We start from the raw sequence: 23844 nt of genomic DNA, 5'->3' as shown, positions 1-23844 counted from the left end.
CTAAACGGATTTTGAATTATCGCCGGACAAGACAGATAATGGCTTTGTCCTAAAACGGGGCCGTCCGCCTCTCCAGAACTTAATCAGTTTCATTCCTGCTAAAATAGCATGCCCGATTCGAAACTGAAAAATACATTTTAATTGGGTTTGTGAGACCGTTTGCTGAAAATGAGGGATAACAGCCAGTTGGGGCATTTGTTTCATTTTCATATAATGGCTTATCAACCCGACTATACTGCCTTTTATTGCCCAAAATGCACCTGTGAGCATTCCGGTGTAAGCAGCATCTCCGATACCAAATATTGTTCTCCATTCAAACTGTTTAATCGAAACTTTTCCTAAAAATGCTTTGACAATTTTATGCAACTTAAAAACATGCTCTAAGAGCTCTTTTGTATCCCGGATGCTGTCAAGCAAATCCTCCGCTGAAAACTGTTTCCTATCCTTCTTCTCATTTTCGCTGTTATTACTTTTCTGAGTTGTTTCTTTAAGAACGATAGTAGGAGAGTTATCGTCAATTTTTATCAAGGGAACATTGATTTTATACTTAATCAAACCAAACAAGGCTCTGAATTCTACTTTTAAATCATCGTTATCCTTGTGATGATAATAATTTATAAATATAGTGATTTTCGTAAAAAGAATGATAAATAGCAGGAACAAAAGAATCAACAGGGCAAGAAGCAGCCATTTCAATTTCGTTCACGACCTTTCAGCCTGTCAGTATCGGCAAAAAAGAAAAAAATTAAACCTGCCAACGATATGTTGGCAGGTAATGATTCCTCTTATTCGACATGCACTACGGATGTGTCCACGAAAAGGTCGTGCAAGCCTTGTTTTTTCGGCAGAAATGCAACAATGGCATATCCGATAATAATAGTTGTGGAGATGAAACGGCCAATCCACTCTCTTAGCAGCACCGTCCCCCATGATAAATTCTCCTTTTCTAATTCAACCACTTTCAGGCCAAACACCATCTTTCCCAGCGTCTGCCTAAAAAACTTGGTCATCAGCACGAAATACAAATAAAAAACAACCGCCGATGAGATTGAAATCGGGGCAAATAAATTGGAATCAACAAGAGATATATCAAACCCGCGAAATAAGGGGTTAATGATGATTCGTTCTATACTTCCTATCACGATTAAATCGAGAATATAGGCCAAAACCTCATCCAAAACCCTGCATAGCGTACAGACATATCCGCTTTCCTTCTCCCAGTGTCTGGTACAAAAGGTTTCCGATTTACATCACCAGGGTTTAGAGTATGTTGTTGCTGGTCGTCAAATTCATTTGTTTCCATCCATGTTCCCTCCCTTATTGTGCGTATAAATACATTAAGCGCGGGGAGTCCGGCTTGGAAAGAATCTTTACCAATCCAGACATTTCAAGATTATCCCCCAACATTTTGTGGGCACTCATGTTGAACAATGAACCTAAACCCATATTTTCAGTGTAGCGTACCACTTGGGCACCTTTTAAATCTTCATTTTTTTTCATCACCCTGATAACATCATCTAGATATCCAAAATCATCAATCAGGTGTAATTCCTTCGCCTGGCGTCCATCGTAAATTCGCCCATCTGCAATTTTTTTAACTTGATCTACAGATATGTGGCGCCCTTTGGAAATCACCCTCACAAATCCTTCGTATGAATTATTGATCATATTTTGTAAAATTTTTCTTTCTCCCTCAGTCATCTTTCGTGTAGGGCTCATAATATCCTTATACTGCCCGCTCTTAATCGTAACGAAATCTACTCCGTACTTCTTTGCAAGTCCTTCGTAATTAATTCCCTCCATAATTACCCCTAACGAGCCGGTTAACGTTTCAGGACTCGCATATATTTTATCGGCAGGTGTGGAGATGTAATAGCCGCCTGATGCAGTCATCGATCCCATCGAAACATATACGGGCTTCTTCGTGTCCTTTTGAATCTCTTCAATTTTGTTATGTATTTCAGCACTTTCAACCACTCCGCCGCCGGGAGAATTAACTCTTAAAATTATCCCTTTAACGCTGTCATCATCTTTTACATAGTTTAACTTTTCCATAAATGACTTGTGGTTATATCCGCCATTTTGAAAAAAGGATTCTGCTTCCCCAGTGTCCTGAATAACTCCATCCACCTCAAGAATGGCAATTTTCTTTGTTGCACTTCCATCCTTAACAACTTCCTCTGTAAAAGGGGCTTCAGCAGCATCAAAAATGCTGCTGAAATCATTTTCAGCCCCTTTAAATGCGAAAACGGATAAAAAATTCATTAAAATAGACACCAAAAATAATCCGGCAGCAATTCCAAGGGCTGCCCATCTCTTACCGTTCATATGTATGCCTCCTATATTTTGTCCTGTCCATGTAAACGCATGAATTCAAAATGTTATAAAAACATGCTAAACTAAAATCAGTATCACTATTTTTAAAAAATAAATATTAGGTTGAGTAAAAAAACAATTATCTCATTTTTTGACAGGAGGAATTTTAATGTCAAATCGCCGAAATTTATATTTTTATCACAAACGGGATGCGGACATGCTCGCAAAGGCTGCCACTCTGTATGAACTGGCTGAAAGATACGGATTTACGCTGGTCCAGGATCCAGCAAAGGCAAACATTATTGCAAGCATCGGAGGCGATGGAACTTTCCTTCAGGCAGTCAGAAAGACCGGTTTCAGGGAAGATTGCTTATATGCTGGAATCTCTACGAATAGAAGCCTGAGCATGTATTGTGACTTCAAAATTGAAGACACCTCCAAAATGATAGAAGCTACTAATAATGAGCAAATTGAAGTTCGCCGTTATCCTGCTATTGAAGTAACAGTAGACGGCCAAAGTACATTCCACTGTCTCAATGAATTCAGCATCCGTTCGGCGATCATTAAGACGCTGGTGATGGATGTGTTTATTGACCAGCTTCACTTCGAAACCTTCCGTGGAGATGGGCTAATTGTAGCAACACCAACGGGGAGCACCGCATACAACAAATCGGTAAACGGTTCGATTGTCGATCCGCTGCTTCCATGCATGCAGGTGAGTGAACTCGCTTCCGTCAACAATAATAGGTACCGCACACTGGGTGCATCTTTCATTTTGAGCGGCGATCGCAGCCTGACCTTAAAGATTGCGGCTGATGGGAACGACCATCCCACAATGGGTATGGATAATGAGGCCTTAAGTATCCGCCATGTTGAAAAAATAGAAATTAAACTAAGCGAGAAGCGTATCAAAACGATAAAATTAAAAGATAACTCCTTCTGGGAAAAAGTAAAAAGAACCTTTTTATAGAGTTTCACAGAAAAAAATCCTTATCCCGAAATGGGATAAGGATTTTTTTCTATTACGCGCGAGCCCTCTTACTCTTCTCTGTAAAAAGCTTGGTTCTGGATAGGGAATAGACTGTCAATGCTGACCAAATAAAGATAAATGCTAATAATTCAAGTTTGGAAAAATGTTCACCGTAAACAAAGATTCCTAAAATTAGCGTTAACGTAGGAGCGATATACTGCAGAAAGCCAAGCATTGATAAAGGAATCTTTTGTGCTCCTTTAGCAAAATAAAGCAGCGGAACCGCTGTTGCTGCACCTGCACCAATCAAAAGCAAATCAGTACCTGCTCCTGCCGTTAAGAAAGAGTTAGTTCCTTTCAAAAACAAGAATACCAGATAAATAGCAGACAAAGGCATCACTGCCATAGTTTCAAGTGTCAATCCAATGGCCGACTCCACTTTTATTAATTTCTTAGCCAGACCGTATAATCCGAATGATAAAGCCAAGGCAAACGCAATCCATGGAATCCTTCCATATGACAGGGATATAATCAATACTCCTATTAATGCAAGGAAAAAAGACAAGTACTGGATTGGTGAGAGTTTTTCCTTTAAAACAAACATACCGAGCACTACACTTACTAGTGGATTGATATAATATCCAAGGCTTGCTTCAATCATTTGATTGCTGTTTACAGCCCATATATATATAAACCAATTAATGCTGATTAAAATGGAGGCTATCATCAACGCATACATCTGTTTTTTATTTCCGGATAAGCCTTTTAGTGTTTGGATAAAACCCTTCCATTTATTAGTCATTAAAAGAACAATAACCATAAACACGAACGACCAAAATACACGGTTTGCCAGTATTTCCTCTGAATTTACATGGCGCAATAACTTCCAATAGATCGGAAGGAGACCCCATAGCAAATAAGAAAATCCTGCAAAAGCGGCTCCCTGCTGTACTTCATTTTTTTTCATATCTTTCGAGCCCCTATTCTTTCTAGTTTCGAAATAATTATAAATCGAAACAGAAGGAGCTGCCAATGTTTTTGTTTTAGGACTCCCTGTTATATACAATGTCTCCGCCAATAACGGTCATTTCGGCCCGTGCCTGGGCAATTTCCGCCTTTGGCATTTCAAACAGGTCCCGGTCCAAAATAGTAAAATCCGCAAGGAACCCTTCCTTTATCATTCCTCGGTCATTTTCATGTGAAGCCGCATATGCGCTGCCTTTTGTAAATAGAGAAATAGCTTCATAAACAGACAGAGCCTGTTCAGGCTGATAAACGGTTCCTTCCAAATCATCGAGATTTGTACGTGTAACCGCGGCATGTATTCCGAGCAATGGATCTGCCGGTTCTATCGGGGCATCAGACCCACCAGCACAATGGAGGCCTTCATTTAAAAGTGTTTTCCATGCATAACAAAATTCCATATGATCAGGCCTACCCTGTCAATCACCCACGGATAATCAGACGCCAGGAATCTTGGTTGAATATCGAGAATGGCAGGTAATTTCTTTGTCCTTTCAATCAGTTCCTTTCTTAAAATTTGCGCGTGGATCAGCCGATCCCTGCCTCCGCCTATAAGGGGGTGCTTCTCGATCGCATTTAGCACCATTTCAAAGGCCTGTCTCCGATCGCATGGATTGCCACTGGCAATCCCAATTCACGAGCCTTCTTCACTAGCCCGTTCAGCTGATCCTGTGAAAAAATCGCCATACCTTCAGTCTCAGGGTCGTCATGATAAGGATGGCTTAATAATGCTGTTCTCCCGCCAAGTGCCCCATCTGCAAAAAATTTCATTGAGCCAAATTCAATCCATTCATTTCCTGATAAATATCCCTCACCGGCATCAACTAAATCGTCAATTACCTCGTGGTGTACCAAAAGATGTGCCCTGAATTTTAAGCCATCTTCCTCAATCACTTTTTTGAACGTCTGATAGGTTCTCTTAAAACCGCCATAATAATTTAAATCCTCAGTATGGGAGCCTGTAACACCGAGCTTGTATAAATCCTTGATAGCAGCAGCTGCAGCTCTTGCTAAGTATTGTTCGGAAACCTCCGGCACAGCTGCCAACAGCAAATCCTGTGCATTGTCCTTTAACAGTCCTGTAAGACTTCCTTTATCATCCTTATCGATGACCCCTCCAGACGGGCAATCTGTCTGAGCCGTAATGTACGCGAGTTCCAATGCGAGAGAATTGGCTACCATGGCATGTCGGCAGGTTCTTTTTAAAATGACGGGATGTTCAGGTATAATGTGATCCAGTTCATCGCAATGAATAATTTCAGGCTTTTCCCATAGGTTTTCATTCCATCCTTCGCCAATCAGCCATTCACCTGCTTTTATATGTTCTGCATGCCTTTTTACTGAATTTAATACCGCTTCTTTTGAAGTAAGGTCAGATAGGTCAAGCCTGATCAGCTTTTCTCCATGGCCGATTAAATGCATATGACTATCAACAAAACCTGGATACATCACTTTTCCTTTTAGATCTATACACTCAACTATCGAGTCACGATACTGGCTTTCTAATATACTGGATTCACCTATTTTAATAATTTTCCCATTTTCTGTATAGACTGCGTTAACAGTCTCGCCTTCTTTCTGAAGGGTATAAATCGTCCCCCCAAACCATAATTTCCCCATCGTTCTCTCTCCTTGCATCTTGTTTTATCCATTTTAAAAAGCAGACGGAGGATCCGCCTGCTTCAATAATACAAACAATTAAGCATTATTTGCAGATTGTGCTTCTTTTTGCCTAAGTTCAATCCGGCGAATTTTCCCGGATGTTGTCTTTGGCAAGTCAGCCAGGAACTCAATTTTCCTTGGATATTTGTATGGAGCAGTCAATTCTTTCACATGATCCTGAAGCTTTTTAATTAACTCAGGGTCATTCGGGTCTACTTCTTCCCTTAATACTACAAACGCCTTTACGATATGCCCTCTTATTTCATCAGGGCTCGCGACGACTGCACATTCTTTAACATACGGGTGTTTTACGAGTGCATCCTCTACCTCAAATGGACCGATGGTATACCCAGAGCTGATAATAATATCATCGCCGCGCCCTTCGAACCAGAAATACCCGTCTTCGTCCTTTTTCGCCTTATCACCGGTGATGTAATAATCACCTCTGAACTGCATGGCGGTACGCTCTGGATCTTTATAGTAATTTTTAAAAAGTGCAGGTGTTTCAAAGTGGACAGCAATATCCCCAACTTCACCGACTGAACAGATCTCGCCGTTCTCATTGACAATCTCAACCCTGTTTCCAGGTGTAGGCTGACCCATAGAACCCGGTCGCAGCTCCATTCCTTTTGATACACCGACAAGCAATGTATTTTCTGTCTGCCCATAACCATCACGGACTTCCACGTTAAAATGCTTTTTGAAGGTTTCAATTACTTCGCGATTTAATGGTTCACCAGCTGAAACAGCACTATGAAGATGAGGAAGCTTAAATTCATGAATATTATCAGCTTTTGCCATCAGTCTGTATTCTGTTGGGGTACAGCATAAAACATTAATATCGTATGTTTCCAGGAGCTTCAAGTAGGTTCCTGGTTCAAATTTTCCGTGGTAAACAAAACCTGTCGCACCTGAGCCAAGAACGGATAAGAAAGGGCTCCATATCCACTTTTGCCAGCCAGGGCAGGCAGTTGCCCAGACCGTATCAGCATCTTCAATACCGAGCCAATTTTTTGCGGCAGTCCTTAAATGCGCGAACGCCCATCCATGCGTATGGACAACGCCTTTTGGATTGCCTGTTGTTCCCGATGTATAAGATAAGAATGCCATGTCATCTCTTTTAGTGTCAGCAAACTCAAATAATTCTGAAGCCGCTTTCATTTCCTCATCCAGGAAAATCCAACCTTCTTCCTGCTTTCCGATTGAGAAGGCGACAAGGTCATTTTGCTGAATAATACTTCCAAACTGATTGACGTACGGATAATAGCAGATGATGCCTTTAACATCCCCATGGGTAATGCGGTATTGAATATCCTTTTCCCTAAGCATTTCAGAACTAGGAATGACAACAAGACCTGCTTTTAAAGCCGCCAGATAGACCATATATGCCTCAATAAGCCTTGGTGCCATCACAAGGACTACATCCCCCTTTTGCAGCCCCTTATCCCTGAATACGTTTCCTGCTTGGTTTACTTTTTTGATTAATTGCTCATATGTAATTTCGTCTTTCTCTCCAGCTTCATTTTCCCATTTTAACGCAACCCGCTCAGAACTCGCCGCAAATTGCTCTACTTCAGTAACCAGATTGTAGTTTTCAGGTGCAATCAGATCTTCCCGTTTCATTTTATCCCTCCCGAAAATGTCTTATCATTATTATACAAAATTATTTCACAATTTAAAATTATTAAACAGATAAAGACAAAAATAAAGAGAGCGGGTGTGAACCCGCTCCCTGTAGCCATATTATATTTTATTATCGGGAAAATCCGCCGCCTAATTGCTGTTCAGCCATTTGAACTAGACGCTTAGTGATTTCACCACCAACAGAACCGTTAGCACGTGAAGTTGTATCAGCACCAAGTTGAACACCGAACTCAGTTGCGATTTCATATTTCATTTGGTCAAGAGCTTGTTGTACACCAGGTACTACAAGTTGATTTGAGCTGTTGTTTGCCATGTGATTTCACCTCCTTTGTAAATATAGAATGTGTAGAATCACATGGCATCATTCAAAACTTTTTTGGTAATTGTTCACAAATTATTAGAAATCTGCTAATTAATAAAATAATTTAATTTTTTTTAGAATAAATCATCTATTTGGTTTTCTTGCTTCTTTTGGGCTGCGCCAATATGAATTGTTTCAACCCCATCCACAGCCCTTTGAATATACGGCTCAAAGTCGATAAAGCTTTCGAAGTGCCCTACCTTTTCCCTGCGAGGCTTTGTTTTCGGTGAAGCTGGAACAAATATTGTACAGCAATCCTCATAAGGCCGGATGGAAATATCATGCGTATTTATTTCTTGGGATATTTTTATAATATCTGATTTATCCATTGTAATTAAAGGCCGTAAAAGCGGTGTATTGGTTACCTCATTAATAGCAAACATACTTTCCAATGTCTGGCTTGCTACCTGGCCAAGACTTTCACCCGTAACAATCGCCAGCCCCTCACGCCTATTCCTAATTTCATCAGTTATACGGAGCATCATGCGCCTTGTTGTCGTCATGGAGTAATTTTCAGGAACCTGCTGCCTGATAGCCTGCTGAATTTCCGTAAATGGAACAATATGCAAGGTAATCTGGCCGCTGATTTTAGAAAGAATTTCAGTGAGATCAAGTACTTTTTGCTTTGAGCGCTCACTTGTGAAAGGCGGACTGAAAAAATGGACCGCTTCAAGCTCCAATCCTCTTTTCATCGCTAAATACCCTGCAACCGGGCTATCAATCCCTCCCGACAGCATTAGCATCGCCCTGCCACTAGAGCCTACAGGCATCCCGCCTGCACCATAAATGGTTTCACACGTTAAATAAACTGCTTCAGCCTGACTTCTATTTGCAGGTTAATATCCGGTTTTTTCACATCGACTTTTAGACCGGGGATATTTTTTAATAAGTGTCCGCCAAATTCATGGTTAATTTCATCTGTATTTAATTCAAAGGTTTTATCAGCTCTTCTTCCAGTGATCTTAAAGGTTTGTCCATCTTGATAAATCCTGGTAACCAGCTCAAGGGCAGCTTTCTTCATTTTTTCAAGATTTCTTTCAACCTTTACTGCAGGGCTGAACGATTGGATACCAAAAATATTCCTTAATGCTTCCGAAATTTCATCTCCATTTTCACCATTCAAGAGAATATACATTCTTTCTCTGGTCGCTTCGATTTCAATTTTTGGAAAACCTGCGAGTGCTTTATTAATACTCTTTTTTAATTTATCGACAAATTTGTTGCGATTTCTTCCTTTAGTAGATATTTCACCATAACGTATTAATATGCGGTCATAATTCATTTCGTCATTATCCTTCCTAAATTCCCAGTTGTTTCTTTTATAGCGGCGAGAACTATTAAAGCCTCTTCTTCTCTATTGTCAAAGGAAAGGCTGAGACGGATTGAGCTTTCTGCAAGCTCCTGTGGAACACCCATTGCAAGAAGTGTCCGGCTTGGAGCTTTCTTTTTTGATGAGCATGCGCTTGTAGTTGAGACATATATTTCTTTTTCCTCAAGTGCATGGACAAAAATTTCAGATTTGATACCCTCCAGAGAAAAATTCAGAATATGCGGAGCGGAATGGATAGTCGGCGTATGGATCTTTATGCCTTCTATCTCCTTTAACCCCATTCTCAAGGTATCTTGAATTGAAATCATCTTTTCAAGGCCTAAATCCCTGTTTAACATCTCGAGCCGTAACGCCTTTGCCATAGCAACAATTCCAGCCACATTCTCGGTGCCGCTCCTCTGGCGCCATTCCTGATTCCCACCTGAAAATAATGGTGACAATCTTAGGCCTTCCCGTATATATATGGCTCCTGTTCCCTTTAACCCATGGAATTTATGGCCCGAAATGGAACAAAAATCAATTCTGGATTTATTTATATCCAATGGAACCTTACCGATTCCCTGTACATGGTCAACATGAAAAAGGATTTTAGGAAATTCTTCAAGCATTTGGCCAATTTCCTTAATTGGCTGGATGGTGCCGACTTCATTATTAACATGCATGACAGATACTAAAATCGTATCTTCTTTAATGGCATTTCTTAATTCTTCGACACTTACTCTTCCCATATTATCGACGGACAGATAGGTGACACCGAACCCAAATTCTTCCAGCTGTTCCATTGCTCCCCGTACGGAAGGATGCTCCGTTTTGGTGGTTATAAGGTGTCGGCCTCTCCCCTTGTTCATGAGAGCAGCTCCCTTAATCGCCAGATTATTGCTTTCCGTTCCCCCGGAGGTAAAAAACAATTCCGCCGGCTTTATATTCATCAAGGCTGCGATTTGGGCTCTCGCCTGTGACAAAAGCTTTTCTGCCTGTCCTCCCAGCCCGTGAAGTGATGAAGGATTTCCAAAGTAATCAGTTGATACCTTTACATAGGACTCTAAAGCATCCTTATATGGTTTTGTAGTTGCACTATTGTCAAAATAAATCATTGGTCTTCTCCTTTCATGCCGAAAACCGAATATAAGTATAAAGCTTATCATAAACGTCGTAAAAATTAAACGGACATACTTATGGCTGTAGCTATACAGCTTAATTTCCCCAAAATTCGTCTAATGGCACTAATTCAAAAAACAATTACACTGTTTATCTATTTCTGGACATAGAAAACCGATTCGCAACGATGCGAACCGGTTACTGATAAAAAGAATTATAGTTGAATCTGGTACAGTTATTCGTTCTCACTTGACAAGATGGTCTCAATTTTCTTTAATGCACCCGGGTCAATCTCTTCAATCGAAGCAGCCGCCTGTTCAAGAGCTCCTCGATAGTCATAACAGCGGAAGGCTCTTTCAGCTTCATTTAATCCCTTCGCAATAGAAGGATACTTGCTGCGGTAGCGATTTCCATATTGAATGACCTTTTCTGCAAGCATGACATTCTCAACCATCTCTGTGGTAGTGTTAATCAGTTTATCTACTGTCAAAACCGCAATCTCCAGATATTGGTGAACCGCTGAAATATCTAGAGGCTTTTCTTCCAATCGTTTCTTCACATTCTGAATGCTCTCGTTTCCGTCTTCAAAGAGATATTTATAATCCTCAGGAAGGCCAGGAATATTGCTCTTTGAAACCTGTCTGGCTGTCTCACTTAAACGCTTGACCAATTCACTTACTTTTTCCCTGGCAGCCATTTCATCCTTGCGAAGGCATGCAATTTATACCCAAATCTTTGTTGCTCGTCCCTCACTGCATCAAGGTCTTCTTTTATTTCGCGAAGTTCATCACTCATCGAGGATTGTGATGTTTCGTTAAATTTGATTTTTTCTGACAAAATTACAAAACGCTTGTAAAGTCCTGCTAATTGTTTTTCAAGCTCACTATGCATTTCAAGCTCGTTTTCTGTCAAATGGTAGCTTTGTTGGATATGGAAAACTTCTTCTTTCAGGCTTTCACTGTCTGACTGTATAGAGTCAAGCAATCCAGCTGTGACTTTTTCATTTTGGAAAATATGCTGTCTGGAATTCACTTCTTTTTCCAATAAATCAAACAAGGTTTCGATGCTGTCTTTAATTTCCTGAATTCCTTCTCCAAGCTTTTCTACTTCCGCTTCTTCGATGCAGGAGAACAATCTCTCCAGCTCCTCACTCAATCGGCTGACTTCCTCTTCAAATTGAAGATGCTCGAGATAATAGCCTTGCTGAATCATTTCGGAATAGCCATCTTTTACTTCAGAAATTTGGCCAGGGAGGATAGACTGGCATTCAATTAAATACTGTGGGATTAAATCCATATTCATTTTAATCGTTTCCAGCTTGCTTTTAATAGTTAATACGACTTCCCTGGCTTCAAGGTAATTTCCGTTTTCAGTTTTTTCATCAAAAATCTGGAACTTCCCTGACACTTCATCCAAGCGAGTTTCAAGGCTTTTTTCCGCTTTGCCAAAACTGTGTCTATGGGCAAGAAGTGTTTTCTTCGATTCGCGGTAAAGTTCCTTTAGCTCTTCGATTTCAATCCGATTTTTTTCTTCACTGCCAACAAGGCTGTTTAGTTCCTCTAAGATATTGGCAATTCGAGCTTCAATTCCATGCAGCTTTTCCTCAATCGCCTGCTGAACCTCTTTAGCCCGTCTGAACCTGTACTTGTCTATGTATTCTTCTGCATCAAACAGCAGTTCTTCAAGATTTGGCAGCTTAACTGTGACAATGTCATCCCAATCATTGCGCCAGCCTTCAAAAAGTTCTTCTGTCTGCCCGGTCATATTGAGCTGTTTCACCTTGGACATTTCATCCAAAACCGGACGATCCGTTAAGTCAATTTTCCACGATTCCAGCCTGTCCATCTCTTTAAAGTACTTTTTCTTTATAAAAAAACCTGTTACGAATAACGCAAGCAAAAGGATAATTGTCCCAATGATATACTCCATTATAAGCCCCCTGATTCCGGCAAGACTGCTTTCTTTAAAAGCAGTTTATCTAATCTATTTCACATGTAAATCATCATATTCTTTTCAATGCTTTTATGATAACATGTAAACGACATTTTTTGACTAGTAATTTCAATTTTTTTGGAGAATTTCTTACCATACAACAAAAATTGACAGAAATTTTTAAAAAATAGGGAAAAAACTACCTTATATTCAACAAATGGAGGCTTCGGACATGATTAACAAAGATGGGCATATCCATACTCCTTTTTGTCCTCATGGCACCAAGGATTCGTTCGAGGAATATATTCAAAAAGCTCTCTCTTTGGGGTTAAAGGAGATTACTTTTACAGAACATGCCCCCTTTCCTGACGGATTTTCGGATACAGTTCCAACGAGGGACAGCGCAATGCAGCACAAAGATTTAATTGATTACTTCAAGGAAATAGACAGGGTAAAAGAACGATTTAGAGGGAAAATAGTCATCAATGCTGGGCTTGAAGTTGATTATATCGAAGGCTTTGAAGAGGAAACAAAGTTTTTTTTAAATGAGATTGGAGAAAAGCTTGATGATGCGGTGTTATCCGTTCATTTTTTAAAGCAAGAAGGCAATTATGATTGCGTGGATTATAGTCCAGACTTGTTTGAATCCATGATTAAACAGTATGGATCCATTAAGGCCCTTTATAAAAAATACTATCAAACCGTTCTATACTCTATTAATGCAGACCTCGGCCCTTTTAAGCCGAAGCGTATAGGACATATCACGTTAATCAGGAAGTTTCATAAAAAGTTTCCGCAACCGGAGGATTTTAAAGAGGAAATCTTCACTATCCTTCAGTCGATAAAAAGAAACGGCTATGAACTAGATTACAATGGGGCAGGAACTGCTAAGCCCCTCTGCAGAGAACCATATCCTTCTGATTGGATCGTTCGGGAAGCCCAAAAAATGAAAATTCCACTTATTTATGGTTCAGATGCACACCAAACCAAAGATATGGGACAAGGGCTGAATGTTATGCTGTTTTAGAATTATAACAGCATGGCTTCTTTCTGCCGTTTTATCCCAGTGCATAGAAACCCTACAATCCAGTTATCGATTTCCTGTTGGTATTTCTCAACAAAAAAGCGTTCATGTGTATACACGTGAAGAACCTCGGTTATATAATGTGGATTTAAAAAAGGCATGGTCAGAAGCCCTTTTAGCTGGATTATCATATATTCACTTGAATGGGGTCGGAACTCTCCCCATTCTTTACCTTTTTCAAGTACCTTCTGGAGAAGATATTTTTCTTTCAGGCAATATGTGGACATAATTTCCCTGACTACCTGTGAATCAATTGACATCTCACGTAAAATAAATCTGGTTAGGTGGATATTACGGAAGTAGAAGTTCAAGAGGTTGGCCGAGATATTTTTCAGACAGAACTCAGCCCCTTGATTTAAGAGTACATATCCCGCCTCAAGTTCAGCTAAATACTGCTCAAAAAAAGAAGTAAAACAATGCTCCAGCAATCCGTGCTTGTTTTGAAAATAATAGGCAATATTAGCGATATTTACATTTGCACTCCCGGCAATGTCCCTGATGGATGTTCCAGAATAACCTTTTGTATTAAATAACGAGATTGCTGCATTCACAATCGCTTCTTTCGAATTCTTTACCATCCAAATTCCTCCTAGAGCGTACATGGCCGTATATATCACATGATTTGCCTTATACAATTACATTCTTGGAGCATCCTTATCAACCCTTTAAAAATTTCTCGACAATTTCTCCTCAATAACTGCTATTTTTGATAAAATAATAGATAAAATTCGAAGGGACCAGGTGAATATTCATGTTTAATGTCGGATTATATAACGGGACTAAAGAAGAAAATTATGAACTTGTTAAAAAGCAGCTGCAGGCTTTGCTTCACGGTGAAACTAATAAAATTGCCAATCTCAGCAATGCTTCAGCCCTTTTAAATCAATTTCTTGACCGAATTAACTGGGTTGGTTTTTACCTCATGGAAAACGATAACGAATTGGTACTTGGGCCATTTCAAGGCTTGCCAGCCTGTGTTCGAATCCCTGTTGGAAAAGGAGTCTGCGGAACAGCAGCCAAATTACGGGAAACCATTCGTGTTGAGGATGTTCACCAGTTTCCAGGCACATAGCCTGCGACGCCGCCTCCCAATCCGAAATTGTCGTTCCATTGATGAAAGAAGGAAAGCTAATCGGAGTTTTAGATATCGATTCTCCTGAAAAAAACCGTTTTGATGAAATGGACCAGGAAAAGCTGGAAGAACTAGTTAAGGTTTTGGTGGAGTTTATTTAAATAAAATTGGGCAAAGCGGTGTTTCCGCTTTGCCCTTTCTTTAGATTTTTTCCATTGCCTGCTCCAAATCAGCCTGAATATCCTCCCAGGCCTTCAAGGCCGACAGAAAGGCGAAGGAGAGTATCTCCAATGCCCATTTTCAATCGTTCCTGTTGAGGTACAACCGCATGGGTCATCGTAGCCGGGTGCTGAATCAATGTTTCTGCATCCCCCAGGCTTACAGCTATTTTTATTAGCTTTAACTGGTTCATAAATGCTTGCGCTGTTTCTTTCGTACCTTTAATCGAAAAAGAGATCAGGCCACCCGGCTGTTTCATCTGTTTTTCCATGATCCAATAATCAGGATGCAATTCATCCCCTGGATAATAGATACTTTCAACCATTGGCTGCCCTTTTAAAAACTGAAATAGCTTGCTTGCATTGTCGCAATGGCGATCCAGCCGTACAGCCATAGTTTTTAACCCTCTTAGAAGCAGCCAAGCATCAAACGGGGAAATGATGCCACCAATGTCTTTCTGAGTCGTTATCGCTACTTTTTTCATAAAGTCCCTGTTTCCAACTGCAATCCCTGCTATGACATCCCCATGGCCGCAAATATACTTGGTTGCACTATGGATAACGACATCACAGCCATGAAGTAGCGGCTGCTGTAAATACGGGGAGCAAAAGGTATTGTCGACAATCACTGGTATCCCTTTCTTTTTGGCAACATAGGAAACCATCTCAAGATTGACAAGCTTCATAGTGGGATTAATCGGTGTCTCAATATAAATGCATGTGGTATTGGGTAGAATGCTCTTCTCCAGTTCTTCCTCTGAATCCATTAAAGAAAAATCATGGCTAATTCCGTATTTGTCTTTCATTAATTGAAGCAGACCAAATGTACAGCCATATACTCCTTGTGAACAAAGAATATGATCCCCCGTTTTCGTTAACGCTACCAAAATTGCCGAAACAGCTGCCATTCCAGAAGAGAATGCCAGTGCAGCTTCACCCTTTTCGATGGCTGCCATTCGATCTTCAAGCATTTTAACCGTTGGATTCCCAAGCCTGGAATAGATGAACCCTTCTTCTTCCCCGGCAAATCTTTTTTCACCCTGCTCAGCAGTGGAGAAGGTAAAAGTTGATGTTTGAAATAACGGTGGAGTTAAGCTTCCCTCATACTTTTCCGAAGAATATCCTGAATGAATGACTTCAGTTTCAAACCGCATATTATTTTCCTTCATTTCGATTCCTCCCCAAACTTTATTGCAAGCGCTTACATTTTTCTTTTTATGTCTTTATTACAGAATATGATAAATCCATTATTATGGAAAGAGATTTGATTGAATTCATAAGAAAAGGCATCCCAGTTCAAGGAGATGCCTAGCTTATCCGAGTCTTATCTTCCTGGGTAATCACTTTGTTTTTTCCGGAATTTTTGGCATAATAAAGCGCTTCATCTGCACGCTTAAATAAAAACTTAAACGAGTCAAGTCTGTCCCTGTTCCAATATGACACACCACAGGAAATTGTCACATTAGGATCGGTGCTTTCCGCTACCCTTTCAACCAATCTGTCAGCTATCGCTACGCCGGCGCTAAGTGTTACTTTAGGCAGATAAATAGCTAATTCCTCTCCACCCCAGCGCGCGCCAATATCTGAGCCACGAATATTTCCTTTAATCAGATTCGCCACCTGGATGATTACTTCATCGCCTAGCTGATGCCCATAGGTGTCATTTATTATTTTAAAATCGTCAATATCAATCAGGATAAATGCGCCCTGCTCGTCATCTAACATGGACCTCTGGATTCTTTCATCCAAATAATTGCGTGAATGCAATTTTGTTAAATGATCTGTTATAATCATTTTTTCCAATTCTTCATGCAGAATGGAGTTCGTGAATGCGAGAGTCGAATGATGAATCAACGACTGCAGCAGCTTAAAGGTTTCAAAGGAAAAATAATAGGGTTCTTCCTGCACAATAATCGCAAAGCCCTTCAATGTATCACTCTGAACCATGGGAACCGCTATTACGGAACGGAATACCTTTTTATTAGGACTACTAGTTTGAAGCTGTAAATCCCCGATAAAAAGAGAGTCTATTTCTTTCTCGATTTTTCCCATTATATAATTTATATAGATTTCAGCATCCTGCGTCAGGAAAAATTCAGTAGATCCGGGCAAAACCTGTGCCTCTCCCTGATCATGTGAAAGCATAAAAAATCCGACTTCCTGAGCATTAAATGAATTAATTATTTGTTCGCACATGTAATTGATGGTTTCATTTAAACGTAAATTAGAATTCAGCCGGTGTGATGTTTCATTGATTAACTGCAAATCTGAAATAAGCCTTTTTGAATGCTGGTAAAGCTGGGCATTTTCCAGAGCACTGCCTGCAGTATCAGCGAGCAGAGTGATGAATTCCACTTCATTTTTCGGAAACATAAGTGTATTTGGGGCAATAACCTGCAGCACCCCATATACTCCCTGCTTCCCTTTTAAAGGGGCATATAAAATGGATCTTCTTTCCTGCAAAGAATCTTCGAACTGGATGGTTCCGGTTACATAGGCCTGCATGGCAGCAATATTTTCACTATCATATTCCAAATCCTTAATAGGAAGCCCGCTGTGGTTATGATTATCCTGTGAAAGAAGTAGATAATAAGAAAAAGCAGGGTACACGTCTTGAAGCGTCATAATAATTTCACCGAGAACAGCATCCATATCCATAGTGGAGTGAAATTTTTCCGTTACCTTAAAGAGACGTTTATATTTTTTCTCTTCCATTATTACTTTTTCCAGGTTACGTGCCTTTTCTAAAAATAAACTGCATTCCTTCGCTAGTCCCGTAAATATCCCGTTTCCCATCTGACCGAGACTTTTATCACGGTTTTCCTTCAAAGCCATAAAGCCAATCAATTTACCGTTTGCCTTCAGCATGACCAGAAAATCAAACCTATCAAAATAATCGATAGGCAGCGGTTTACGGTACACATTGCAATTTCCTGTTATCGTTTCCATTAATTCGTATGGAATAAAAGATGGGTCGGTGGATGCATTACTTCCATCAACCGCACTCCCTTCATACCGAAATTGCTGTTTCCATTCATCATACCAATATAAAGTAACTTCCTCTGAATGAAGCAACCTTTTTACAGTCAACAGCATTTCATAGGCAGCCGTTTCAAAAGGTATTATGCCAGACTCTCCGCCGATCATATCAAAAAAACAGCTTTTAAGCTGAAGGACCAGGTCGCTCTCCAATAATTCCATACCATATCACCTAATTTTGCCCGTGATTTTATCTTCCATAAATATACAATATCGTTTCATTTTCATTAACTTGAATTCATACGATATTCCCTAATTCCGACACACCGTATGTAGGACTATTTGATTATTCAATTATAACACAGGTAAAATACTAGAATGAATGGATTTGTTGAAAAAATATCTTTTAAATCGAACTTCCACAATTTAAGAGAATGAAAAACGCCTTGACATTTCCCTGAATAAAATTATATAATACTCTTTGTGTAAAATATTGCAGACTAAGTGGACACTTTAATGGCCTCATTTTGTTCCTCAGCGATTGCTTTTGCTGATGGTGTATCAGGTAACCCTATTCTGCTGGGGCGAAGTTACATGAAAACAAAATGTACATTATTGCAGCTTCACCACAGTTTTTATTTTACCAAAATAAAAACACTGAGGAGGAGTCTCTCATGGCTCGTTATACTGGCTCTAGCTGGAAAATCTCCCGTCGTCTTGGAATCTCTCTAAGCGGCACGGGTAAAGAATTAGAAAAGCGTCCTTACGCTCCTGGACAACACGGTCCAAACCAACGCAAAAAGCTTTCTGAATACGGATTGCAATTGCAGGAAAAACAAAAACTTCGTCACATGTACGGAGTAACTGAGCGTCAGTTCCGCAACCTGTTTGACAAAGCAGGCAAAATGCCTGGTAAACATGGTGAAAACTTCATGATCCTTCTTGAAGCACGTTTAGACAACGTTGTTTACCGTTTAGGATTGGCTCGCACTCGTCGTGCTGCACGCCAATTAGTTAACCACGGACACATCCTTGTTGATGGTTCACGCGTTGACATCCCATCTTACCGCGTTGCTGCTGGACAAACAATCAGCCTTCGTGAAAAGTCACGCAATCTTGATGTTGTGAAGGAAGCTGTAGAAGTAAACAACTTCGTACCTGACTTCTTAACTTTCGATGCTGACAAGCTTGAAGGAACATTCACTCGCTTACCAGAGCGTTCTGAACTTCCTGCTGAAATCAACGAAGCTCTTATCGTTGAATTCTACTCTCGTTAATAAGTCTTTTAGGCCTTGCCATTATTGGCAAGGCTCTTTTTATTGCATAAATAACAGACTGCACAAAGTGTTATTAAATGTAAGGTGTCATAAAACACCTCAAAGACTAACCATCTTTTTTCTAAGAACAAAAGGCGCAAGCGCCCTGGTAAGCCCCTACAGGCATAAGACGAATCATGCAGGAAATCCTGATTTCTGGAGTGATTTGGCTTATGACCCCGAGGGGCTGGGGGCTCCTCGAAAAAGCTATCGCTTTTTCTTCGTGCGAAGCATATGCTACCGAAGCTTTCCTTGTGGAGCTAGATTAATACAACTTGTAGAAGTTATTCACATCATTTAATTTTATAATTTCCTAGACGATAAAAAAATGACGTATGCTAATCCATACGCCATTTTTAAAGTCGTTTCATTATTAAGCTTTAACAAAATGTACAGCTATTAATATTTAATTAAGAAGTACTTTTTCTTGCCCCTGCGGATAATGGTAAATTGAGCTTCAATCCGATCAGCCTCAGATAAAGTATACTCTATGTCGGTTACACGCTCCCCATTAATGGAAACGGCTCCGTTCGTTACATCTTCTCTGGCCTGGCGTTTGGATGGGCAGATTTTTGAAGCGACAAGCAGCTCGACCAAATTGGTTTCACCTGCAGCATCAAAAGAAGGAACATCCTTGAACCCCTGCTTGATTTCCCCTGCAGTCAAATTTTTGACTTCTCCACTAAACAGAGCAGCCGTAATCTTGATGGCTTGCTGTAAAGCTTCATCTCCGTGAATCATACGCGTGATCTCTTCCGCCAGGCTTTTGGGCTTTTCTTAAATGCGCTTCTTCTTTGACGGAGGTTTCTAGAGCTTCAATTTCTTCGTGAGAAAGGAATGTAAAGAATTTCAAGTATTTGATTACATCGGCATCCGCTGTGTTAATCCAGAATTGGTAAAATTCATATGGAGATGTTTTTTCAGGATCCAGCCATACAGAACCGCTTTCTGATTTTCCAAACTTAGTTCCATCCGCCTTTGTCACAAGCGGAATTGTTAAACCAAAAGCCTTTGGACCTTCCGGCAGCATTTTGCGGATCAGTTCAAGCCCTGAGGTAATATTGCCCCACTGGTCGCTTCCCCCAATTTGCATCCTGCAGTTATGGTGCTCATATAAAAGCTTAAAGTCCATTGCCTGGAGAATGGTGTAAGTGAATTCTGTAAAAGAAATACCAGTTTCAAGTCTTGAAGAAATCGTGTCTTTTGCAAGCATGTAATTGACACCTACATGTTTTCCGTAATCACGCAAGAAAGTAACGATATCCATTGATCCTGCCAATCATAGTTATTCACCATAACAGCACCGTTTTCCCCGCCAAAATTAAAAATTTCTCAAGCTGCATTTGCATGCCTTTACATTATGCTGAACTGTTTCAAGCGTTTGCAGCTTTCTCTCTTCACTTTTGCCGCTTGGATCTCCGATTAATCCCGTTGCTCCACCAACCAAAACAATTGGGCGGTGGCGATGGTTTTGAAAACGTCTTAATGTCAGGAACGGAAGCAAGTGTCCGATATGCATGCTGTCGGCTGTCGGATCGACACCGCAATATAAAGAAATTTTCTCTTTATCCAATGTTTCTTTAATGCCTTCCTCATCTGTCTGCTGGTAAACTATCCCTCTCCATTTTAAATCCTCTAATAATTCCATCATAATCCCTCCATATTAAGAAAAAATAAAAACGCCCCTGCAAAAAATGCAGGGACGCAAAAACGCGCGGTACCACCCAGCTTGAGGAATTTCTTCCTCCAACTCAAAAAATTAACGGTTTTTTTCCGTTCACCATTACTAAATATGATTCATGGCGAAAGCTCAGAGACGTAATTCATTCTTCTATATGTACCGGCTTACACCAGCCGCCGGCTCTCTAAAACAGGGATAGAAGAATTACTGATTCCCTTCTCAGCCTATCGTATCAAATTTTTAAACTATAGCTCTTTTTACCATATAATTTAGTCAGCTGTCAAATGGTGCATGCAGTTTTTAGAAAATAAAGGGAACTTTCTTTTTTATTATTTCATTATGCTATAATAAATGTGATTTTAGGGGGTTTGATACGAATGAAAGAAAACGAGCAATCGTGTAGAGCTAAAATAAAATCCATAACTCGGCAAAACACAGGCAGAACAGCTATTAAAAGTGCACATAATACATACAGAGTTATTTGGAATCTCTTCCTGGTTATTTTGATTATTGCTATTTTGGGAGGGTCATTTGCTGCTGGAGCAGGGGCTGGATTTTTGGCATCACTCGTAAAAGACGAGCCTGTCCGTTCATACAGCAGCATGAAAAAAGACATTTACAACTATACCGAGACCTCCGATCTTTACTTTGCCGACCAGGTATATCTCGGCAAGCTCCGTTCCGACCTTGAGCGGGACGAAGTAAAGCTTGATCAAGTCTCAGATAATCTTGTAAATGCGGTTGTCGCCACAGAAGACCGGTATTTTTACCAGCATAATGGCGTTGTTCCAAAGGCCATTTTACGCGCAGTTTATCAAGAGGTTACGAATTCCCCCATTCAGTCTGGAGGAAGTACTTTAACCCAGCAGCTAATAAAGAATCAAATTTTAACAAATGAAGTTTCTTTCCAGCGAAAAGCAAAGGAAATTCTTTTGGCATTAAGGCTTGAGAGATTTTTCAATAAAAAAGAAATCCTTGAAGCCTATTTAAATGTAGCAACCTTTGGACGAAATTCATCAGGCGGAACATTGCCGGTGTACAGGCGGCAGCAAAAGGAATTTTCGGAAAAAATGCCAGCGACCTTAACCTCGCACAGTCAGCGTTTATAGCGGGATTGCCTCAAAGTCCATTTGGCTATACTCCTTTTACGCGCGATGGACATATCAAGCAGCACCTAGAGCCAGGGCTGGCAAGAATGAAAACTGTTTTACAGAGAATGCGTGAAGCTGGTTATATCAGCCAGGCTCAATATATCAAAGCATCCGCCTACGATATTACGAAGGATTTTGTCCCTTCAAGAGACAATCCGCTTGAAAAATATCCATGGCTTACTTTTGAAATTGAAAAACGGTCTATTAAAATTCTGACAGAAATCCAGGCAAAAAAGGATGGATATAAATTAAAGGATTTAAAAAAGGACCAAAATCTTTATAATAAATACCTTACATTGGCTAGCCACGATTTGAGGCAAAAAGGTTATGAAATCCATACCACCATCAATAAGGATATTTATGATGCCATGCAGAAGGCAAAGGACTCCTTTCCTTCTTATGAGCCTGATAAGCCAGAGCAGGTAAAGGATACGGAAACAGGCGAATTAAAAACAGTTATGGAGCCCGTTGAGGTTGGGGCTATGTTGATAGAAAATAAAACGGGAAAAATTATTAGTTTTGTTGGCGGCCGCGATTATAAGAGACAGCAGTTGAACCACGCTACAAGCGCCATCCGTCAAAACGGGTCCACCATGAAGCCGCTGCTTGTTTACGCACCTGCCTTTGAATTAGGAAAAGCAGCACCCGGAACTGTTCTTCCCGATGTAGCGCTTAGGCTGTCCCCCAGCCTTAACCGACCTTGGCCTATGGATTATGACAAACGCTATAGCGGTCTAGTTTCTGCTCGCTATGCTCTTGCCAAATCATATAACGTACCTGCCGTTAAGCTCTACAAGGATATCGTCGCAAAACGTCCTGCGAAATATCTTGAGAAGATGGGCTTCACTTCGCTTGTGGATGAAGATTATACAAACCTGGCTACGGCGATTGGATCATTAAAAAACGGAGTAACAATTGAAGAAAACACAAACGCCTTCAGTACGTTCGCAAATGATGGGAAATTCATTGATGCCTATTTAATTGATAAAATAGTGGATAAAAACGGAAAGGTCATTTACGAGCATAAAGTTAAACCTGTAGATGTATTCACACCGCAAACTTCATATCTAACACTGGATATGATGCGCGATGTCATTAATATGGGAACAGCAGCCGGCATTAAAAATAAACTGAAATTCAGATCGGATTGGGCAGGTAAAACAGGAACCGGAGTTGACTTCCATGATTCCTGGTTTGTCGCAACCAATCCAAACGTAACGTTCGGAATTTGGACAGGCTACGATACACCGAAATCTTTAAAGGTGCCTTGGCAGCTTAACCTATAGCCAGCGGACAAACTATTTATGGGCCAATCTAATAAATGCTGCCTATGATAAAAATCCTGATCTGATTGCACCGAGTGAAAGTTTCAAAATGCCAGGGGGTATCGTTACACGCTCCTACTGCGCAGTGTCTGGATTGCTCGCTTCCGAGGTATGCACAAAGCGGCCTAGTGGAAACCGATATTTATAATGCTAAGTTCGTGCCTTCAAAAACGGATGACAGCCTGATTAATGGAAGGTTTGTCAGGGTAGGGGATCGAAATTACCTTGCCTCAAGTTCGACACCAGATGATTTTGCCCGAAACGGCCTCATGTTAAACCCTGATTTTGTAAGCCAATTAGTCGGCAAAAATTTCAAGGAAACAAGCCAGTTAATTCCTCATAAGGAGCGATGGGCAAATATTATGGTACCTGATGCCAAGATGCCCGAAAATGGGGAAGTACCATCAGCTCCAGTTTTGCAGCTTTTCGGCAGCACCATGACATGGCCTCGGGTTGAAGAGAACGACATTATTGGATACAGGGTATATCAAACAGGCGTCACTACGACAGAGGTGGCAAGCATCCCAGCAGGAAAGGGCTTGTCTTATACTGGAAGTCCTGGAATTTACTATATTACAGCTGTGGATATTTCAGGTAATGAGTCAGCTGCATCTAACTTGGTAATGGTCTTACAATAAATGCACAAAACCGCCTCCGGGGACATCCGGGGCGGTTTCTTATT

15 protein-coding genes, 7 pseudogenes and 1 other annotated feature are annotated in these 23844 nt (G+C 40.5%); of the genes and pseudogenes, 7 read left to right on the top strand and 15 right to left on the bottom strand.

Translation table 11 applies throughout. The features are described 5' to 3' along the window. The 3 genes and pseudogenes from RCG23_RS17575 to sppA all read right to left on the bottom strand — a co-directional run bounded on the left by RCG23_RS17575 (position 1) and on the right by sppA (position 2328). Positions 1–696, bottom strand: a complete 696-nt coding sequence (locus RCG23_RS17575) for a DUF2953 domain-containing protein (protein WP_308176740.1) — start codon at positions 694–696, stop codon at positions 1–3. A gap of 89 nt (positions 697–785) precedes the next feature. Continuing rightward, positions 786–1201: pseudogene (locus tag RCG23_RS17570) on the bottom strand (RDD family protein). Positions 1202–1317: 116 nt separating this feature from the next. Next, the gene (gene sppA, locus RCG23_RS17565) at positions 1318–2328 is read right to left on the bottom strand and encodes a signal peptide peptidase SppA (protein WP_308176739.1); all 1011 of its coding nucleotides are present in this window, start codon (positions 2326–2328) and stop codon (positions 1318–1320) included. Between the two features lie 157 nt (positions 2329–2485). On the opposite strand from sppA, the gene RCG23_RS17560 reads away from it, so the two are divergent. Continuing rightward, positions 2486–3286 carry an NAD kinase gene (locus RCG23_RS17560; RefSeq protein WP_308176738.1) on the top strand — a complete coding sequence of 267 codons (801 nt, stop codon included), beginning with the start codon at positions 2486–2488 and terminating at the stop codon, positions 3284–3286. Positions 3287–3338: 52 nt separating this feature from the next. Here RCG23_RS17560 and rarD read toward each other — a convergent pair whose 3' ends face one another. The 7 genes and pseudogenes from rarD to ezrA all read right to left on the bottom strand — a co-directional run bounded on the left by rarD (position 3339) and on the right by ezrA (position 12333). Continuing rightward, on the bottom strand, positions 3339–4253 hold the full coding sequence (gene rarD, locus RCG23_RS17555) for an EamA family transporter RarD (protein WP_308176737.1): 915 nt from the start codon (positions 4251–4253) through the stop codon (positions 3339–3341). Positions 4254–4329: 76 nt separating this feature from the next. Continuing rightward, a pseudogene (locus tag RCG23_RS17550) lies at positions 4330–5929 on the bottom strand (amidohydrolase). A 78-nt stretch (positions 5930–6007) separates the two neighbouring features. After that, positions 6008–7594 carry an acyl-CoA synthetase MbcS gene (gene mbcS / locus RCG23_RS17545; protein WP_308176736.1) on the bottom strand — a complete coding sequence of 529 codons (1587 nt, stop codon included), beginning with the start codon at positions 7592–7594 and terminating at the stop codon, positions 6008–6010. Between the two features lie 130 nt (positions 7595–7724). Further along, positions 7725–7928: an alpha/beta-type small acid-soluble spore protein gene (locus RCG23_RS17540; RefSeq protein ID WP_308176735.1), complete on the bottom strand. Its 204-nt coding sequence runs from the start codon at positions 7926–7928 to the stop codon at positions 7725–7727. Positions 7929–8050: 122 nt separating this feature from the next. Then, positions 8051–9258, bottom strand: a pseudogene (thiI, locus tag RCG23_RS17535) (tRNA uracil 4-sulfurtransferase ThiI). Beyond that, positions 9255–10400 carry a cysteine desulfurase family protein gene (locus RCG23_RS17530; protein ID WP_308176734.1) on the bottom strand — a complete coding sequence of 382 codons (1146 nt, stop codon included), beginning with the start codon at positions 10398–10400 and terminating at the stop codon, positions 9255–9257. Before RCG23_RS17530 ends, thiI begins: the two are co-directional and overlap by 4 nt. Before the next feature lie 239 nt (positions 10401–10639). After that, positions 10640–12333, bottom strand: a pseudogene (gene ezrA / locus RCG23_RS17525) (septation ring formation regulator EzrA). Positions 12334–12571: 238 nt separating this feature from the next. Here ezrA and hisJ point away from each other — a divergent pair. Then, positions 12572–13363: a histidinol-phosphatase HisJ gene (gene hisJ, locus RCG23_RS17520; protein ID WP_308180095.1), complete on the top strand. Its 792-nt coding sequence runs from the start codon at positions 12572–12574 to the stop codon at positions 13361–13363. A 2-nt stretch (positions 13364–13365) separates the two neighbouring features. Here the strand turns inward: hisJ and refZ are convergent, their stop codons facing one another. Continuing rightward, positions 13366–13998 carry a forespore capture DNA-binding protein RefZ gene (gene refZ / locus RCG23_RS17515; protein WP_308176733.1) on the bottom strand — a complete coding sequence of 211 codons (633 nt, stop codon included), beginning with the start codon at positions 13996–13998 and terminating at the stop codon, positions 13366–13368. Between the two features lie 173 nt (positions 13999–14171). Here refZ and RCG23_RS17510 point away from each other — a divergent pair. After that, positions 14172–14653: pseudogene (locus RCG23_RS17510) on the top strand (GAF domain-containing protein). A 40-nt stretch (positions 14654–14693) separates the two neighbouring features. On the opposite strand, the pseudogene megL reads toward RCG23_RS17510, so the two are convergent. Together megL and RCG23_RS17500 are read right to left on the bottom strand one after the other, a co-directional pair. Continuing rightward, positions 14694–15879: pseudogene (megL, locus tag RCG23_RS17505) on the bottom strand (methionine gamma-lyase). Positions 15880–16018: 139 nt separating this feature from the next. Continuing rightward, positions 16019–17911 (bottom strand): sensor domain-containing diguanylate cyclase, encoded by a 1893-nt coding sequence (locus tag RCG23_RS17500; RefSeq protein WP_308176732.1) that lies wholly within the window; start codon positions 17909–17911, stop codon positions 16019–16021. 452 nt (positions 17912–18363) lie between these two features. Between RCG23_RS17500 and rpsD the strand changes: the two genes are divergently transcribed. Then, positions 18364–18966, top strand: a complete 603-nt coding sequence (gene rpsD, locus RCG23_RS17495; protein ID WP_308176731.1) for a 30S ribosomal protein S4 — start codon at positions 18364–18366, stop codon at positions 18964–18966. Positions 18967–19404: 438 nt separating this feature from the next. On the opposite strand, the gene RCG23_RS17490 is transcribed toward rpsD, so the two are convergent. After that, complete coding sequence (locus RCG23_RS17490) at positions 19405–19746, bottom strand: S4 domain-containing protein (RefSeq protein ID WP_308176730.1); 342 nt, start codon at positions 19744–19746, stop codon at positions 19405–19407. Then, positions 19730–20653 (bottom strand): annotated as a pseudogene (gene tyrS, locus RCG23_RS17485) (tyrosine--tRNA ligase). Before tyrS ends, RCG23_RS17490 begins: the two are co-directional and overlap by 17 nt. Positions 20654–20700: 47 nt before the next feature. Next, positions 20701–20916: a binding site (T-box leader), on the bottom strand. A 147-nt stretch (positions 20917–21063) separates the two neighbouring features. On the opposite strand from tyrS, the gene RCG23_RS17480 reads away from it, so the two are divergent. From RCG23_RS17480 to RCG23_RS17470, 3 genes are all read left to right on the top strand, one after another. Beyond that, a complete protein-coding gene (locus tag RCG23_RS17480) occupies positions 21064–21795 on the top strand; it encodes a transglycosylase domain-containing protein (protein WP_308176729.1) in 732 nt (243 codons plus the stop codon). Continuing rightward, positions 21702–23123 (top strand): transglycosylase domain-containing protein, encoded by a 1422-nt coding sequence (locus RCG23_RS17475; RefSeq protein WP_308180094.1) that lies wholly within the window; start codon positions 21702–21704, stop codon positions 23121–23123. Before RCG23_RS17480 ends, RCG23_RS17475 begins: the two co-directional genes overlap by 94 nt. 167 nt (positions 23124–23290) lie before the next feature. Continuing rightward, positions 23291–23800 carry a hypothetical protein gene (locus tag RCG23_RS17470; RefSeq protein ID WP_308176728.1) on the top strand — a complete coding sequence of 170 codons (510 nt, stop codon included), beginning with the start codon at positions 23291–23293 and terminating at the stop codon, positions 23798–23800. Positions 23801–23844 lie beyond the last annotated feature (44 nt).

This window comes from Neobacillus sp. PS3-34 (genome assembly GCF_030915465.1).
GTDB lineage: Bacteria > Bacillota > Bacilli > Bacillales > Cytobacillaceae > Neobacillus_A.
The sequence above is the reverse complement of the archived record's forward strand: the minus strand, read 5'-3'. Positions and strand labels throughout refer to the sequence as shown.

Coding starts and splice junctions, on each gene's coding strand:
- sppA (WP_308176739.1), bottom strand. CDS start 2,328: ATGAACGGTAAGAGATGGGCAGCCCTTGGAATTGCTGCCGGATTATTT.
- RCG23_RS17530 (WP_308176734.1), bottom strand. CDS start 10,400: ATGATTTATTTTGACAATAGTGCAACTACAAAACCATATAAGGATGCT.
- rpsD (WP_308176731.1), top strand. CDS start 18,364: ATGGCTCGTTATACTGGCTCTAGCTGGAAAATCTCCCGTCGTCTTGGA.
- refZ (WP_308176733.1), bottom strand. CDS start 13,998: ATGGTAAAGAATTCGAAAGAAGCGATTGTGAATGCAGCAATCTCGTTA.
- RCG23_RS17560 (WP_308176738.1), top strand. CDS start 2,486: ATGTCAAATCGCCGAAATTTATATTTTTATCACAAACGGGATGCGGAC.
- RCG23_RS17480 (WP_308176729.1), top strand. CDS start 21,064: ATGAAAGAAAACGAGCAATCGTGTAGAGCTAAAATAAAATCCATAACT.
- RCG23_RS17540 (WP_308176735.1), bottom strand. CDS start 7,928: ATGGCAAACAACAGCTCAAATCAACTTGTAGTACCTGGTGTACAACAA.
- rarD (WP_308176737.1), bottom strand. CDS start 4,253: ATGAAAAAAAATGAAGTACAGCAGGGAGCCGCTTTTGCAGGATTTTCT.
- mbcS (WP_308176736.1), bottom strand. CDS start 7,594: ATGAAACGGGAAGATCTGATTGCACCTGAAAACTACAATCTGGTTACT.
- RCG23_RS17490 (WP_308176730.1), bottom strand. CDS start 19,746: ATGATTCACGGAGATGAAGCTTTACAGCAAGCCATCAAGATTACGGCT.
- RCG23_RS17500 (WP_308176732.1), bottom strand. CDS start 17,911: ATGGAATTATTGGAGAGCGACCTGGTCCTTCAGCTTAAAAGCTGTTTT.